The organism is Lutibaculum baratangense AMV1, from assembly GCF_000496075.1.
In the GTDB taxonomy this organism is placed as follows: Bacteria; Pseudomonadota; Alphaproteobacteria; order Rhizobiales; family Tepidamorphaceae; genus Lutibaculum; species Lutibaculum baratangense.
Genome location: NZ_AWXZ01000015.1, coordinates 64,117 through 80,334 on the forward strand (window position 1 = coordinate 64,117; position 16,218 = coordinate 80,334).

Sequence of the window (16,218 nt, forward strand, 5' to 3'; positions counted from 1 at the left end):
ACAAAACTAGAACTTATTGCCTGTCAAGTCAACGATCCTACGACTCCCAGGTTCCCGCTTTCCTAACTCGACGGAAACGCGTGCGGAGAACGCGGGGGCGAAACCCCTCTCCCGCTCGCTCATTGTCCCGTCACACCCGTGCAGCCGACAGGCGCCAGGCTCTGCTCGCCCACCTTGCTCCGCGGGGGCGTCTGGGCGAAGGTCCGGCACGGACAATGGCGAAGAAGACGTCCGCCCCGCGGGGCGGGACCGAGGGACGGGAAGCACGATGCTCAAGCGAGACGACGACCGGCGCAAGAACCTGATCGCCCTGACGCTGAAGGCGCTGGACGAGCGGGGCCCGGAGGAAGGCGTCGCCGATTTCGCGCAGTCCCTCTTCGAGCAGGGCACGCTCGAGGATCTCGCCGTCTACCGTCCCGCGGAGCTTGCGAGGCTCGCGGAGGAGGCCTGGCGTTTCGCCGCCGCCCGCCAGCCCCACACCGCGAAGGTGAGGGTCATCAATCCAGAGCCGCTGGATCCCGACAAGGCCTCCGTGCTCGAGACGGTGTCGATCATCGAGGTGGTGAACGACAACATGGCCTTCCTCGTGGACTCGGCTATGGCCGAGCTGCAGGAACGCGGCTACGAGGTCCGCCTCGTTCTCCACCCGATCGTCTTCGTCTCGCGCTCCTCCGACGGCGAGCGCCGCCGCTTCCATGGGAGCACGGCGCCCGACGGCGAAGACGGTGTGATCCGCGAGAGCGTCATCCACATCCATGTCGGCCGGATCGACAGTGACGCCGCCCGCCGCGAGACCGCCGCCGCGCTTCAGCTCATCTACGAGCGGGTGCGCGCCGTCGTGGAGGACTGGCGCCCGATGCGCGACCGCCTCGCCACGGTGATCCGCGACCTCGAGGAGACGCCGCCGCCGCTGAACCCGAGCGACCTCGACGAGGCGAAGGCCTTCCTGCGCTGGATCGGCGACAACAACTTCACCTTCGTCGGGATGCGCGAGTACGAGTTCGTGGGCAGCCAGGCCGAGGGCCAGCTGCGGCGGGTCGACAGGGGCCAGTCCTCCGGTCTCGGCATGCTGCGCGACCCCGAGGTCATGGTGCTGCGACGGGGGCGCGAGTTCGTCGCGACCACCCCCGAGCTCCGGGAATTTCTGCAGCGGCCGGTGCCGCTCATCGTCACGAAGGCGAACGTGAAGTCGGTCGTCCACCGCCGCGCCCATCTCGACTATGTCGGCGTGAAGACCTTCGACGAGCGGGGACAGCTGACGGGGGAGCTCAGGATCGTCGGCCTGTTCACCTCCACCGCCTACAACCGGACGGTGAGGGACATCCCGTATCTGCGCCGCAAGGCGGAGTACGTCTTCGCGAAAGCGGGTTTCGATCCGGACAGCCACAGCGGCAAGCGGCTGCAGAACATCCTCGAGACGTTCCCGCGCGACGAGCTCTTCCAGATCGACGAGGAGACGCTGCTTGAATGGGCGCTGACGATCCTGCAGCTCAACGAGCGCCCGCGGGTCCGCGTCCTGGCGCGCGCCGACAAGTTCGATCGCTTCGTCTCGGCGATCGTCTACATGCCCCGCGACAGGTTCACGACGGACCTGCGCATGCGGGTGGGGCAGGTGCTGGCGGAGGTCTATGACGGCCGCGTGTCCGCCTTCTATCCCTTCTTCCCGGAAGGGCCTCTCGTGCGGGTCCATTTCATCATCGGCCGCTACGAGGGCGACACGCCGACGCCGGATATCGGCGAGCTCGAGCACAGGATCGGCGAGCTCGCGCGCAACTGGGCCGACAACCTGAAGGAGGCGCTCGCCCAGGCGCATCCGCCGGCCGTGGCCGCCGAGCTCTACCAGCGCTTCAAGAACGCCTTCTCGGCCGGCTACCGCGACGCCTACTCCGCCGACGCGGCGGTGCGCGACATCTGGATCGTCGGCCGGATCGGCCGCGCGCGCCCGCTCGCGATCGATTTCCAGCGGCCGACGCCGGGCCGCCCGGAGCGCGTGGCGCTGAAGCTCTTCCGCATCGAGGAGCCGGTGCCGCTCTCCGAGCGTGTGCCGATCCTGGAGAATATGGGCTTCCGGGTCATCAACGAGCGCTCCTTCCGCATCGACTGCCCGGCCGACGATGCGCTGGAGCATTTCTGGCTGCACGACATGGTCATCGAGCGGGCGGACGGGCAGCCCGTCGATCTCGATGCGCTCGACGCTCCCCTCGAGGCGGCCTTCCTGGCGGTGGCCGGCGGTGCGGCCGAAAGCGACGGCTATAACAGCCTGGTCGTCCTCGCGGGCCTAGAATGGCGCGAGATCGCCGTGCTGCGCGCTCTGAGCCGCTATCTCCGGCAGGCCCGGATCCCCTATTCGCAGGACTATATGTGGGCGACGCTGCAGCGGCATCCCGACGTCGCCCGCCTGCTCGTCTCGCTCTTCCACGTCCGTTTCCGGCCCGGCGGGGAGAGCGACGAGGAGCGCCAGGCCCGCTCGTCGGAGATCCTGGCCGAGATCGAGGCGAAGCTCGACGAGGTCTCGAGCCTCGACGAGGACCGTATCCTGCGCCGCTTCGCGAACCTCCTCACGGCGATCCTGCGGACGAATTTCTACCAGACCGACATCCACGACCGGCCGCGCCCGACGATCGCGCTGAAGCTCAGGAGCCGGGAGATCGAGGAGCTGCCGGATCCCAAGCCCTTCGCGGAGATCTTCGTCTACAGCCCGCGCGTCGAGGGCGTGCACCTGCGGGGCGGCAAGATCGCTCGCGGCGGCCTCAGGTGGTCGGACCGGCAGCAGGATTTCCGCACCGAGGTGCTGGGCCTCGCCAAGGCGCAGAACGTGAAGAACGCGGTCATCGTGCCTGTCGGTGCGAAGGGCGGCTTCGTGCCGAAGCAGATGCCCGCCGGCGCCAGCCGCGACGAGGTGCTGCAGGAGGGCGTCGCCTGCTACAAGCTCTTCGTCTCGAGCCTCCTCGACGTAACGGATGACATAGACGGCACCGATCTCGTCGTACCGCCGGATGTCGTCCGCCGCGACGACGACGACCCCTACCTCGTCGTCGCCGCCGACAAGGGCACGGCGACCTTCTCCGACATCGCGAACGAGATCTCGACCTCGCGGGACTTCTGGCTGAGCGACGCCTTCGCCAGCGGCGGCTCGGCCGGCTACGACCACAAGAAGATGGGCATCACGGCGCGCGGCGGCTGGGAGGCCGTGAAGCGCCACTTCCGCGAGATGGACATCGACATCCAGACGACGCCCTTCACCGTGATCGGCTGCGGCGACATGTCGGGCGACGTCTTCGGCAACGGCATGCTCCTGTCGCGGCAGATCAAGCTGATCGCGGCGTTCGACCACCGCGACATCTTCTTCGATCCGGATCCCGACCCGGCCACGAGCTTCGAGGAGCGCAAGCGGCTCTTCGAGCTGCAGCGCTCGAGCTGGCAGGACTACGACAAGTCGCTGATCTCGAAGGGCGGCGGCGTCTTCTCCCGCCAGGCGAAGTCGATCCCGCTGTCGCCGGAGATGCAGGCGATCACCGGCATCGGCAGGGCGTCCGCCGCGCCGACCGAGATCATCAAGGCGATCCTGAAGGCCGAGGCCGACCTGCTCTGGTTCGGCGGCATCGGCACCTATGTCCGCTCCTCGGGCGAAACGGACGAGCAGGTGGGCGACCGCGCGAACGATCCCGTGCGCATCGCCGGCGCCGAGCTCCGCGCGAAGGTCGTGGGGGAGGGCGCCAATCTCGGTGTGACGCAGCTCGGCCGCATCGAGTTCGCCCGGCGCGGCGGCCGCATCAACACCGACGCGATCGACAATTCCGGCGGCGTGAACTCCTCCGACCTCGAGGTGAACATCAAGATCGCCCTGCAGCCGCTCGTGAGCTCCGGCGAGCTGCCGCTGCCGCAGCGCAACCGCCTGCTCGCGGAGATGACGGAGGAGGTGGCGCGGCTCGTCCTCAGGAACAACTACCTACAGACGCTCGCGCTCTCGCTGGCCGAGCACCGGGGCCTCGAGGAGCTCGGCTACGAGCAGCGCCTGATGCGCTCCCTCGAGGACAAGGGTCTCCTGGACCGCAAGGTCGAGCAGCTGCCGACGGATTCCGAGGTCGAGGCGCGCGAGGCGCGTGGCGAGGCGCTGGCACGGCCCGAGATCGCGGTGCTCCTCGCCTACGCGAAGATCGACCTTTTCGACCAGCTTCTCGAGAGCTCCGTGCCGGACGATCCGTATCTGTCGCGAGAGCTCGAGCGCTACTTCCCGCAGGAGCTCCAGCAGCGCTACCCGCAGGCGATCCAGGGGCACAAGCTCCGCCGCGAGATCATCTCGACGATGCTCGCGAACTCGATGATCAACCGCGGCGGCCCGACGATGGTGGTGCGGATCGCCGCCGAGACGGGGGCCGAGGTGCCGGAGATCGCGGCCGCCTTCGCCGCCGGCCGCAACGCATTCTCGCTGACCCAGCTCAACGAGACGGTCGACGCGCTCGACGGGCGGATCGGCGGCGACCTGCAGCTCGCCATGTACCGCGAGCTGCAGGATCTCCTGCTCGGCGCCACCGCCTGGTTCATCCGCAACGCCGACCTCTCGCACGGCCTCGTCGAGGTCATCGAGCACTACCGCTCCTGCGTCGACGAGGTCGCGGCGTCGCTCGAGGAGGCCGTGCCGGCGAGCCAGGTCGAGGAGATGGCGGTGCGCCGCACGCGCCTCTACGAGGGTGGTGTGCCGGACGAGCTGTCGCGGACGTTCTGCCACCTGCCATGGCTGTCGCGGGCGCCCGACGTCATCCTCGTGTCCGACCGCACGGGCAAGGAGCTGGCCGACGTCGCGCGGACGTTCTTCGCACTCGAGGCCTGGTTCCACCTGCCCGAGATGATCCGCTCCGCCCGCGAGCTGAAGACCGTGGACTACTATGACGGCCTCGCCCTCAACCGCACGATCGACCTGATCGGCGACGCGCAACGCCAGTTGACGGCGGAGCTTCTCGCGAACGGCCTGACGGGACAGGAAGCGCTCGAGGCCTGGGCCGAGCGCAAGGGCGAGGATGTCGTCCGCACGAGGCGTCAGCTCTCCGAGATCGCGCGCGGCACGATGAGCCTGTCGCGGCTGACCGTCGGGGCGAGCCTCCTGCGCGACCTCATCGGTGGCTGAGGCCGCGGCCGGAGGGGCGGGCCGGCCCGCCCGCCTCTCCTGGATGCTCTTCGACTGGGCCGGCCAGCCCTTCTACACCGTCGTCACGACCTTCATCTTCGCACCGTATTTCGCGGCCCAGGTCGCCCCCGACCCGGCCACGGGGCAGAGCTGGTGGGGCCTCGCCTCGGCCGTCGCGGGCCTCGCGGTCGCCCTGTCGAGCCCGGTGCTCGGCGCGATCGCCGACGAGACGGGCCGGCGCAAGGCGTGGCTCGCCGCCTTCTCCGTGCTCTTCGTCGTCGGCGCGACGGGCCTGTGGTTCGCGGCACCCGGTGGGCTCGCGCCCGTCGTCATGGTGCTCGCGGCCTATGTCGTGGCGACGATCGGCATCGAGTTCGCCACCGTCTTCAACAACGCCATGCTGCCCGACGTCGCGCCCCGGCAGATGATCGGCCGCCTCTCGGGCTCCGCCTGGGGCCTCGGCTATGCCGGAGGCCTCGTGGCGCTCGTCCTGGTGCTCGGCCTGATGACGCCGATGCCCGGCAGCGACCTGACGATGCTGGGGGTGCAGCCGCTCGTGTCGCACCTCGCACCGGCCGCCGGCGAGCGCCTGACGGGGCCGCTTTCGGCCCTCTGGTACGTCGTCTTCGTCGTTCCGCTCTTCCTCTTCTGCCCCGACGTGCCGAGCCGGTCTCGCCTCGCGCCGGCCGTCCGCTCCGGCTTGCGGGAACTGCGCCGCACGCTCGCCCGCCTGCCGTCCCACCGGCAGGTGCTCAAGTTCTTCGTCGCGCGCATGCTCTACCAGGACGGGCTCAACGCGCTCGTCCTGTTCGGCGGCATCTACGCGACGGGAACGTTCGGCTGGACGACGGCGGAGGTCGGCGTGTTCGGCATCCTGCTCGCGGCCTGCGGCGGGATCGGCGCGTGGGCCGGCGGCCGCGCCGACGACCGCTTCGGGCCGAAGAGGGTGGTGGCCGTCTCCGTCGCCGGGCTCGCGATCGTGTCGGTGGGGCTTCTATCGGTCGATGCCGAGACCGTGCTGTTCGTGATTCCGGCCGGCGGTGGCGGGGAGGGGCTCTTCGCCTCGACGCCGGAGCGGCTCTATCTCCTTCTCGGCATCTTCGTGGGGCTGTTCTTCGGCCCGGCGCAGGCGGCGAGCCGCACGATCCTCGTCCGCCTGGCGCCGCGCGAGAGCATGACAGAGTTCTTCGGCCTCTACGCGCTGACCGGCAAGCTCACCGCCTTCCTCGGCCCACTCGCGGTGGGGCTCCTCACGGCTGCCTCCGGCAGCCAGCGGGTCGGCATCTCGGTCGTCGTCGTGTTTCTCGTCGCCGGCCTCGCGGTCCTCGCGACGGTGAGGGTGCCGCGGTCGATCGACTAGAGCCCGGCTGTCACGGGCGGCCGCTGCCCATCCGCAGGATGCGCATCACGATCCAGATCGGGATCACGATGATCGCGCCGATCACGAGGTACTGCCCGAGCTCGCCCAGCGCGTCGAAGCCCATGTACCAGACGGTCTCCGCGAGGTCGCGCGCCAGGTACCAGACGTCGAAGGGATGGATGCCGAGGAACGACAGCACGATCCCCACGACGAGCGAGAGGACGAGCAGGCGCAGCATCACCCAGAGCGGCGGGCCGCCGAAGAAGCGGTAAATCGGGCCCATGGGCCAAGCATCTCCCTGATCTGTCGCGACGAAGCTGGCTCATGACATGGGTGTTTCATGCGCCCCTGTCGAGCCCTTCGGGATTCCTCACGAGGGATCCACCAGCGCCTCCAGCGCCTCGATCCGGTCGGCCTCGCGCGGCGGCTTGTCCCATCTGAGGCGCGCCACGCGGGGAAACCGCATCGCGAGGCCCGACTTGTGGCGGCCCGAGCGGGCAAGCCCCTCGAACGCGACCTCCAGCACGAGCCCCTGGTCGAGCTCGTGCACGACCTCGCGCACCGGGCCGAAGCGGTTCACCGTGTTCTGGCGCACGAAGCGGTCGATGCGCCTCAACTCCTCGTCGGTGAAGCCGAAATAGGCCTTGCCCACCGGCACCAGCTCGTCGGCCCCACCCTCGCCCTGCCGCCACACGCCGAACGTGTAGTCGGAATAGAAGGACGAGCGCTTGCCGTGGCCGCGCTGCGCGTACATCAGGACGGCGTCGACCGTGTGCGGGTCGCGCTTCCACTTGTACCAGTGGCCCTTCGGGCGCCCCGCGAGATAGGGGCTGTCGAGCCGCTTGATCATCACGCCCTCGACGGCCGCCGCGTCCTCGCCGGCGCCGTGCCCCGCAGGGTCGGCGCGCGCTGCGGCCAGGGCCTCCCAGCCGTCGAATGTCACGATCGGCGAGAGGTCGACGCGGTCGCCACCGAGCCGACCCACCAGCGCCTCGAGCCGTGTCCGCCGCTCGGCGAAGGGTAGGGGGCGCAGGTCCTCCCCGTCCTCCGAGAGAAGGTCGTATGCGCGCAGATGCGCGGGATAGTCCTTCAGCATCCTCGCGGTCACATTCTTCCGGTTCAGGCGCTGCTGCAGCTCGTTGAAGGACTGGACGAGCCCCTCGCGCATGACGAGAAGCTCGCCGTCGATCGCGCCCTCGAAGTCGAGCGCCTCGACGAGGTCGGGGAAGGCGCCGGAGATGTCGTCGCCCGTCCGGCTGTAGAGCCGCTTCGCGAGAGCCCCATGCGCGTCGCGCCCGCACACGGCCTGGATGCGGATGCCGTCCCACTTCCATTCGGCGGAGAAGTCGCCCGCCTCCATCTTCTGAAAGTCGCCGTCCTCGATCGCATGACTGAGCATGGCCGGACGGAACGGCACGGGGTCCGACACGTCGGGCCGCTCGCCGCGCCCTTCGGCCCAGGCGAAGAGCTCTTCGTATGGCGCCTCGAGCCCGTGCCAGATCTCCTCGACGTCCGCCGGCTCCAGATCGCCGAGCTCCGCCACCGCGGTCTTCGCGAGCCTGGCCGACACGCCGACGCGCAAGGATCCCGTGATGAGCTTCAGGAGCGCCCAGCGGCCGGTCTCGTCGAGCCGGTCGAGCCAGTTCGACAGGAGGCTCGGGATCTCGCTCCTGCCGGCGACGTGCAGAGCCTCGACGATCTCCGGCAGCGTCGGGGCGGTGCCGTGCTCGCCCGCCCGCGCGGCGAGGGCCGGCCAGAGCAGCGCCACTGTTTCGGAGAGGTCGCCAACATAGTCGTAGGACATGCGGAAGAGGATCGGGTCCGTGCGCTCCTCGACGAGCGCGCGGATGAGCGCGGGCTTGGCGTATCGGAACCCCATGTCGCCCGTGAGCGCCGCCAGTGCGTAGCCGCGCGCGGGATCCGGCACCTCGCGGAAATACTCCGCCATCAGCGCGAGCTTGCCGTTCCGGCGCGGCTCGTAGCTCAGCCTGTCGAGAAGGTGGGCGAAGCGGTTCATCCGCTCGTCTTCCGCCTCACTCGTTCACGATCGAGGCCACGAGCCACTGGTCGTCGTCGCGGATCAGGAGGTAATGGCAGGCAAACGACATCGCCTCCTCGCCGCCCTCGCGCTCGTGCGTCCAGTGAAGGGTCGCGTGCGCTGTGTCGCCCGAGATCGCCTGGTGGAGGATCTCGTAGCGGGTGTGCACCACCTCCTCGCGCTCGAGCACGCCGAACAGCGCCTCGATGTTCTCCAAGAGCTCCTCCTCGTCGGCGAAGACGTTGCCCTTGCCGAACTGCCAGATCGTGCAGGGGTAAGCGAAGCAGTCGGCCAGCGCCTGCGGCTCGTAGTCGTCATAGGCGGTGGCGTAGTCGTCGAAGAGGTCGGACAGCGAGGGAACCTCCGCTTCGTGCTCCGCGCCTGGATCGCTCGTGCTCATGGCCTTCCTCCTATTCGATCTCGCTCTCGTCGTAACCGACGATGCGTAACGGTCTGGCGCGCACGCCGTTCGTCTCCGCCCAGTGAACGAGGGCGTCCTCCTGGCCGTGCGTCACCCAGAGCTCGGAGCACCCGGTCTCGACGACGGTGCGGCAGAGATCGTCCCAGTCCGCATGGTCCGATATCACGAGCGGCAGCTCCACGCCGCGCTGCCTGGCCCGGGCGCGCACGCGCATCCAGCCAGACGCGAAGGCGGTGATCGGGTCGGCGAAGCGGCGCGACCAGCGGTCCTGCAGCGCCGAAGGCGGGCACATCACGATTTCGCCCGGCAGCTTGTCGCCCCCCTTCTTCTCCTGTCCCGTCGCCGGTTCGAGCGGCCCGAGGTCGACGCCGTGGCGCTCGTAGAGCGCGCACAGGGATTCGAGCGCCCCATGCAGGTAGATCGTCCGGTCGTGGCCCGCCTGCCGCAGGAGCGCGATCACGCGCTGCGCCTTTCCGAGCGCGTAGGCACCGACGAGGTGGGTGCGGTCGGGGAAGAGCTTCAGGGAATCGAGCAGCCCCTGCACCTCGCGGCTGGCCGGCGGGTGCCGGAAGACGGGAAGCCCGAACGTCGCCTCGGTGATCAGCACGTCGCAGGGCACGAACTCGAAGCCGCGGCAGGTCGGGTCGGCCTCGCGCTTGTAGTCGCCGGTCGCGACGATCCGCATGCCGTTCGCCTCGACAGAGATCTGGGCGGAGCCCAGGCAGTGCCCGGCGGGGTGGAACGTCACCGTCACGTCGCCGATCCGGATCGGCTCGCCGAGCCTCGCCTCCTGCTGCTCGTCGCCTGAGCCCAAGCCCAGCCGTGCCCGCATGATGTCGAGCGTCTCCCGCGTCGCCAGCACATGCGCGTGTCCGGCGCGCGCGTGATCGGAATGTCCATGCGTGATCAGCGCCCGGTCGACCGGCTTCAGCGGATCGATGAAGAAGCCGCCCATCGGGCAGCACAGGCCTTCGGAGGTCGGGCAGAGAAGATCTTCGGGGCGCAAGGACGGCTCGCGGGGTCTGTCGTCGGGAGTCCTAATCTAGGTCGGGAGCCCGGGAACTTGTATGGCTGGCCCCGGAGGACAGCCCGTCAGCTCTGTCCCGCGGCAACGGCTGCATCAATCCCAGCTTCCACTCGAGGCGACGCAATTCGAACGGGAGAGACGCACCCGCCACGGTCTGCGCGCCTGCCGGCCATCAGTCCAAAGCACCTCCCGGATCAGCCGGCCCGTCGTCGCGGGTGGCAGACGGCGGGTCGACGCGATCCCGGAAGGCCGCGATGCACGGCCTCAAGCTCGAGGCCAGGCGGCGCGCAGCTTCGATTGAAGGACCCGCCAATGTGGGGTCGAAATTGTCGTAATCGTGCGTCGCTCTGTGCCTGAAGCGCCGAGATTCATCCACGTCGCGCGCAACATCAGGCTCGAGAATGGCCGGACGAACGCGACCAGGCGTGGACACGGCCCGAGAAACGCGCCTGACGAGGTCCGCATGGGTATGCCCACCGACCGGAGCCTCTTCACCCAGGATCTGCAAGATCCGCCTCAAGGCACCTTCAAGCGACGTATGCGCGGATTGCATCGCGTGGAGGAGCGCCATCCGCGCGCGGTAACCCGAGATGCCCCCGTCGTCGAACCCGCCCTCGTCGGCCAGCCGCGCAGCATTGCCGAAATGTCGGCACGCGGAGTCGAGATCGTCCTCGACCTCGATCCATCGAGCATCCGTCATGAGAGGATGAGGCCCCTGCTCACGACCCGTTCCGCGAATGCGGCCGTGGTGGTTCGCGCGTCGTGGATGTCCAGCGGCACCTGATGCCGCGCGCAGACGTCTTCCGCAAACAACCACGCGTCCGTCGTCTGGCCCGCAGGGAAGTCGATCAAGACGTCGAGATCGCTATCGAAGCGAAGCGTCCCTTCGGCATAGGAACCGAAGATGACGTATCTCCCCCCATGCTCACTGGCGTATCTGCGAAGCTCGCGAACGGCGGCGTCGGCGGCCAGCTTTCGCCGCGTGGCTTCATTGCGTTTCCGTTCGGCCAAGGTCGTAACCCGGGGCGAGGGTGCATCGCTGCCGGCCATCGAAGTCCTCCACGCGGGGCCATGACACGCCCAGCACCTGACTCGAAGGTGACCTGCGACGGTCACGCAATCGAGGCTTCGAATGTAGCCGAAACACGTCCAGACTTCAGCCATCAAGGTCCGGAGACGCAGTGGTGGTGGCATTTGCCACCGAGCGCCTGGCCGTTCTTGGCGTGCCCGGTTCGAGCGCGCTCCCGCCGCGGCACCCGACGCAATGGCGCGATCCCTCCACAGGCACTACCTTTTCCTCCAATGGATGATCTCGTGACCGATCCGGAGGCCGGCCTCCTCCCCGAGCCTTTCGCGTCGTGGTTCGCGGAGAAAGGCTGGACGCCGCGCGCGCACCAGCTCGACCTTCTGGCCAGGGCGCGCGCCGGGCGCTCCTCGCTCCTCATCGCCCCGACCGGCGCCGGCAAGACGCTCGCGGGCTTCCTGCCGAGCCTCGTCGAGCTCTCCGGGATGCCGCGCGACCGGAAGGGCTCGAAGCTCCACACGCTCTACGTCTCGCCGCTGAAGGCGCTCGCCGTCGACGTCGCCCGCAACGTCGAGATGCCGCTCGCGCAGATGGGGCTCGGCGTCCGCGTCGAGACGCGGACGGGGGACACGCCGCAGGTCAAGCGAACGAGGCAGCGCACCGATCCGCCCGAGATCCTGATGACGACGCCCGAGCAGATCGCGCTCCTGATCGCGTCGAAGGAGGCGCCGAAGCTCTTCCAGAACCTGAAGGTCGTCATCCTCGACGAGCTCCACGCCCTCGTCACCTCGAAGCGCGGCGACCTCCTCGCCCTCGGTCTCGCGCGCCTGAGGTCCTATGCGCCGGGGCTCCGCGTCGTCGGCCTGTCGGCGACCGTCGCGGATCCGGATGCGCTCGCCCGCTGGCCGATGCCGCAGGGCACGCCGGAGGACAAGGCCGACCTGATCACCGTGAAGGGCGGGGTCGCGCCCGACGTGAGGATCCTCGAACCGGAGGCGCGCGTGCCCTGGGCCGGTCATTCCGGCCGCCATGCCTTCGCTTCGGTCTACGAGGCGATCCGGCAGACCGGCACGAGCCTCGTCTTCGTCAACACCCGCAGCCAGGCGGAGATGGTCTTCCAGGCACTGTGGCACATGAACGACGACGGCCTGCCGATCGCCCTCCATCACGGCTCGCTCGACGTGCAGCAGCGCCGCAAGGTCGAGGCCGCGATGGCGGCGGGCGTGCTTCGCGCGGTGGTCTGCACCTCGACCCTCGACCTCGGCATCGACTGGGGCGACGTCGACCTCGTGATCCATCTCGGTGCGCCGAAGGGGGCGAGCCGGCTCGCCCAGCGCATTGGCCGCTCAAACCATCGCTTCGACGAGCCGTCCCGCGCGCTCCTCGTGTCCGCCAACCGGTTCGAGGTGATGGAGTGCCAGGCGGCGATCGAGGCGCTGCGGGACGGCGCGCAGGACACACCGCCGCCGCGGCGCGGCGGGCTCGACGTCCTCGCCCAGCACGTCCTCGGCACGGCCTGCGCGGAAGCCTTCGACGCCGAAGCGCTCTACGACGAGATCGTCACGGCCGAGCCCTATGCCGATCTCGATCATTTCACCTTCGAGAAGGTCGTCGACTTCGTCGCCACCGGCGGCTACGCGCTCAGGGCCTACGAGCGCTACGCGAAGATCCGCAGGCGGCCCGATGGAAAGTGGCGGCTCTCCCATCCCTCGATCGCGCAAGCCTACCGGCTGAATGTCGGCACGATCGTCGAGGCGCCGATGCTGAAGGTGAGGCTCGTCCGGGCGGGCCGCTCGAAGGCGCTCGCCGGAGGCCGGGTGCTGGGCGAGATCGAGGAATGGTTCATCGAGCAGCTCTCGGTCGGCGACACCTTCGTCTTCGCGGGCCAGGTGCTGCGCTTCGAGGGCCTGCGGGAAGCCGAGGCCTATGTCTCGCGCTCACGCACCGAGGACCCGAAGATCCCCTCCTACCAGGGCGGCAAGTTCCCGCTCTCGACCTATCTCGCCGACCGCGTGCGCCACATGCTGCACGACGAGGCGCAGTGGCGGGGCTTGCCGGGCGAGGTCGGCGAGTGGCTCGGGATCCAGAAGGCGCGCTCGGTGGTCCCCGAAGCGGGCGAGCTTCTGGTCGAGACCTTTGCCCGCGCGACGCGCTTCTACATGGTCGCCTATCCCTTCGAGGGGCGGCTCGCGCACCAGACGCTCGGCATGCTCCTGACCCGCCGGCTCGAGCGCGCCCGCGCGCGGCCCCTCGGCTTCGTCGCCAGCGAATACGCGCTCGCGATCTGGGGCCTCGCCGACATGGGCGCGATGGTAAGGAAGGGCCGCCTGTCGATCGCGGACCTCTTCGACGAGGACATGCTCGGCGACGACCTCGAGGCGTGGCTCGACGAGTCGATGCTCCTGAAGCGCACCTTCCGCAACTGCGCGGTCATCTCCGGCATGATCGAGCGACGCTCGCCCGGCAAGGAGAAGTCGGGCCGACAGGTCACCGTCTCCTCCGATCTCGTCTACGATGTGCTGCGCGAGCACGAGCCGGATCACATCCTCCTCCAGGCGACGCGGGAGGATGCGGCGACCGGTCTCCTCGACATCCGTCGCCTCGGTGACATGCTGAAGCGGATCCGGGGCCGAATCAGGCATATGGATCTCGACCGCGTCTCGCCTCTCGCCGTGCCCGTCATGCTCGAGATCGGGCGCGAGCGGGTCGGCGGCGACGCCGAGGAGGGGCTGCTCGCGGACGCGGCCGAGGATCTGATCGAGGAGGCGATGGGTGCGGGCTACGGCGGTTCCGGAGCGCGTGGAGGCGGAGGCTGAGACGGTGAGGACCGTCGGGCTCTGCGGCCACGAGGTCGCGCTCGATCCGGCCGGCGCCCTGTGGTGGGCGGCCGAGCGCACGCTCGTCGTCTCCGACCTCCATCTCGAGAAGGGCTCCTCGCTCGCCCGCCGCGGTCAGCTCCTGCCGCCCTACGACACGGCGGCGACGCTTCGGCGCCTCGCGGCACTGGTGGAGACCTATCTGCCCGCCCGCGTCGTCTGCCTCGGCGATTCCTTCCACGACCGTCGCGCCGCCGAGCGGCTCGCGCCCGCGGCGCGCGACACGGTTCGTGCTCTCCAGCGCGGCCGGGACTGGATCTGGATCGCCGGCAATCACGACCGCGACGCGCCCGCCGGGCTCGGCGGCGAGGCCATGGCGGAGCTGAACCTGAACGGCCTCGCCTTCCGGCACGAGCCTCGCGCCGGCGACTGCCGGGGCGAGGTGGCGGGTCATCTCCACCCGGCCGCCAAGCTTCGCCTGCGCGGCCGCGGCCTCCGGCGGCGCTGCTTCGTGACGGACGGCGCGCGCCTCGTCATGCCGTCCTTCGGCGCCTACACGGGGGGCTTGAACGTGCTCGACGCCGCATGGAGCCCGCTCTTCCCGCCGCGCGGCTTCGCGGCGTGGTTGCTCGGCGGCCGAGGGGTCTACGGCTTTCCCGCGCGCCTGCTCCTGCCGGACGCGGCGTGAGGATCAGTCGCGCCGGAACACGACGCCCGCGAACCAGCCCGCGAACACGGCGAGTATGACGGCCGCGATGCCGTAGAGCAGCGGCTGGTCGAGGGCGAGGTCGAACACCGCCGCCTCGAATCCGGTCTTCATGACCCAGAAGCCCAGTTGCTCCTCGCCCACGAGCGCGCCGTCGGCGAAGATGTAGACGTTCGCCCGATACCCGCCCGTGTCGATGTTGGCGGGTAGCGGGATGCGCGTCATGAAGACCGTCGGCTCCACCATCGCGACCGCGCGGGCCTTCTCGATATAGAGGTTCTGCGCCGCCTTCCGGCGCACGAGCGCCTCGCGGAAGGCTGCCGGGTCCGCCGGCCGCGTGGCCTCCTCGGGCTCGAGATCGAGATTGGCGAGCCCGATCTGGAGGCGCTTCAGCGTGCCGGTCTGCGGCAGCCGGCTGATCGGGTGGCTCGACAGTGCGGCGTAGTAGGATGGCACGTTCATGAACGTCGCCGACTCGGTGTTCATCCAGATCCCGGCGACCCGGTCCTTGCGGCGGGTGACGAGATTCTCGGTGGGGCCCCGCACCGTCACGACGACCGTGTAGCCATGCGCCCGGCCGACCGTGTTCGCGTCGCGCTGGATGACGCCGAACAGCGTGAGCTCGGTGCCCACGAAGTTCGACTGGATGTTGACGACGGTGTCGGAGAGGCCCGCGACGACCCTCTCGGCCCGCGCGGGCACCGCAGCCGCCGCCAGCATCAGGAGAAGGAGGGCCAGCCGCCGCAGCATCACCCGCCCACCACGCCCGACACGTTGTAGAGGTCGTCGGGCGTCACCACGAGGTCGATCATCAGTCGCACGCAGACCGAGAGGACGAGCAGGCCGAGCAGTGCCCGCAGCTGCTCGCCGCGCAGCTTCTGCCCGGCATAGGCGCCGAACTGGGCGCCGATCACGCCCCCGGCCATCAGGAGGAGCGCGAGGACGACGTCGACCGTCCCCGTCACGGTCGCGTGCAGGACGGTCGTCAGCGCCGTGACGAAGACGATCTGGAAGAGGGAGGTGCCGATGACGACGTTCGTCGGCACGCGCAGCAGGTAGATCAGCGCCGGGACCATGATGAAGCCGCCGCCCACGCCCATGATCGCGACGAGAAGGCCGATGAACACGCCGAGCAGCACGACGGGAATGGCGCTGATGTAGAGCCGCGACTGCTTGAAGCGCACCTTGAGCGGCAGGCCGTGGATCCAGCGGTGCTGCCCGGGGCGACGGGCCGGCACCGGCCGCCCCCGCCGCCTGAGCCACATCGCGCGCGCGCTCTCGAGCATCATCAGCCCGCCGATCAGGCCGAGGAAGATGACGTAGAGGAGCGAGACGGCGAGATCGAGCTGGCCGAGCGCCTGCAGGAGCCGGAACAGCCAGGCGCCGATGAACGAGCCGACGGCGCCCCCGGCGACGAGGACGAGGCCGAGCCGGACGTCGAGGGACCGCCTGCGCCAATGGGCGAGCGCTCCGGAGACGGAGGTCGCGACGGTCTGGTTGGCCTGGGTCGCCACCGCGACCGCGGGCGGGATGCCGGAGAAGATCAGCAGCGGCGTCAGGAGGAACCCGCCGCCCACGCCGAACATGCCGGACAGGAACCCCACGGCGGCGCCCATGCCCAGAATCATGAACATGTTCACCGCGAGTTCGGCGACGGGGAGGTAGATCTGCATGGCTCGGCCTACCGGCCTGTCTGGCGGA

The 16,218-nt window shown here is 69.4% G+C and carries 12 protein-coding genes; 4 read left to right on the plus strand and 8 right to left on the minus strand.

Annotation, left to right across the window (positions count from 1 at the left end):
• Window positions 1-268 precede the first annotated feature (268 nt).
• Both N177_RS04465 and N177_RS04470 read left to right on the plus strand, forming a co-directional pair.
• On the plus strand, window positions 269-5,125 hold the full coding sequence (locus N177_RS04465; RefSeq protein WP_023431052.1) for an NAD-glutamate dehydrogenase: 4,857 nt from the start codon (window positions 269-271) through the stop codon (window positions 5,123-5,125).
• Window positions 5,118-6,485, plus strand: a complete 1,368-nt coding sequence (locus N177_RS04470) for an MFS transporter (RefSeq protein ID WP_040485139.1) — start codon at window positions 5,118-5,120, stop codon at window positions 6,483-6,485. Before N177_RS04465 ends, N177_RS04470 begins: the two co-directional genes overlap by 8 nt.
• 10 nt (window positions 6,486-6,495) lie before the next feature.
• Here N177_RS04470 and N177_RS04475 read toward each other — a convergent pair whose 3' ends face one another.
• The 6 genes from N177_RS04475 to N177_RS04500 form a co-directional block, all read right to left on the minus strand.
• A complete protein-coding gene (locus tag N177_RS04475) occupies window positions 6,496-6,768 on the minus strand; it encodes a DUF6460 domain-containing protein (protein ID WP_023431054.1) in 273 nt (90 codons plus the stop codon).
• A gap of 87 nt (window positions 6,769-6,855) precedes the next feature.
• Window positions 6,856-8,502 carry a cisplatin damage response ATP-dependent DNA ligase gene (locus N177_RS04480; protein ID WP_023431055.1) on the minus strand — a complete coding sequence of 549 codons (1,647 nt, stop codon included), beginning with the start codon at window positions 8,500-8,502 and terminating at the stop codon, window positions 6,856-6,858.
• A 16-nt stretch (window positions 8,503-8,518) separates the two neighbouring features.
• Window positions 8,519-8,923, minus strand: coding sequence for a DUF4440 domain-containing protein (locus tag N177_RS04485; protein WP_023431056.1), 405 nt, complete (start codon window positions 8,921-8,923; stop codon window positions 8,519-8,521).
• 10 nt (window positions 8,924-8,933) lie between these two features.
• Window positions 8,934-9,950 carry a ligase-associated DNA damage response exonuclease gene (locus tag N177_RS04490; protein ID WP_023431057.1) on the minus strand — a complete coding sequence of 339 codons (1,017 nt, stop codon included), beginning with the start codon at window positions 9,948-9,950 and terminating at the stop codon, window positions 8,934-8,936.
• 193 nt (window positions 9,951-10,143) lie between these two features.
• Window positions 10,144-10,671, minus strand: coding sequence for a ribonuclease toxin HepT-like protein (locus N177_RS04495; protein WP_040485140.1), 528 nt, complete (start codon window positions 10,669-10,671; stop codon window positions 10,144-10,146).
• A complete protein-coding gene (locus N177_RS04500; RefSeq protein WP_040485141.1) occupies window positions 10,668-11,021 on the minus strand; it encodes a nucleotidyltransferase family protein in 354 nt (117 codons plus the stop codon). Before N177_RS04500 ends, N177_RS04495 begins: the two co-directional genes overlap by 4 nt.
• Window positions 11,022-11,273: 252 nt before the next feature.
• On the opposite strand from N177_RS04500, the gene N177_RS04505 reads away from it, so the two are divergent.
• Together N177_RS04505 and pdeM are read left to right on the plus strand one after the other, a co-directional pair.
• The gene (locus tag N177_RS04505) at window positions 11,274-13,811 is read left to right on the plus strand and encodes a ligase-associated DNA damage response DEXH box helicase (RefSeq protein WP_023431059.1); all 2,538 of its coding nucleotides are present in this window, start codon (window positions 11,274-11,276) and stop codon (window positions 13,809-13,811) included.
• On the plus strand, window positions 13,768-14,499 hold the full coding sequence (pdeM, locus tag N177_RS04510; protein ID WP_023431060.1) for a ligase-associated DNA damage response endonuclease PdeM: 732 nt from the start codon (window positions 13,768-13,770) through the stop codon (window positions 14,497-14,499). The genes N177_RS04505 and pdeM overlap by 44 nt, the downstream gene beginning before the upstream one ends.
• A gap of 3 nt (window positions 14,500-14,502) precedes the next feature.
• On the opposite strand, the gene N177_RS04515 is transcribed toward pdeM, so the two are convergent.
• Window positions 14,503-15,267, minus strand: a complete 765-nt coding sequence (locus N177_RS04515) for a TIGR02186 family protein (RefSeq protein ID WP_040485142.1) — start codon at window positions 15,265-15,267, stop codon at window positions 14,503-14,505.
• Entirely contained in the window at window positions 15,267-16,190 is a 924-nt protein-coding gene (locus N177_RS04520) for a sulfite exporter TauE/SafE family protein (RefSeq protein WP_023431062.1), read from the minus strand. The genes N177_RS04515 and N177_RS04520 overlap by 1 nt, the downstream gene beginning before the upstream one ends.
• Window positions 16,191-16,218 lie beyond the last annotated feature (28 nt).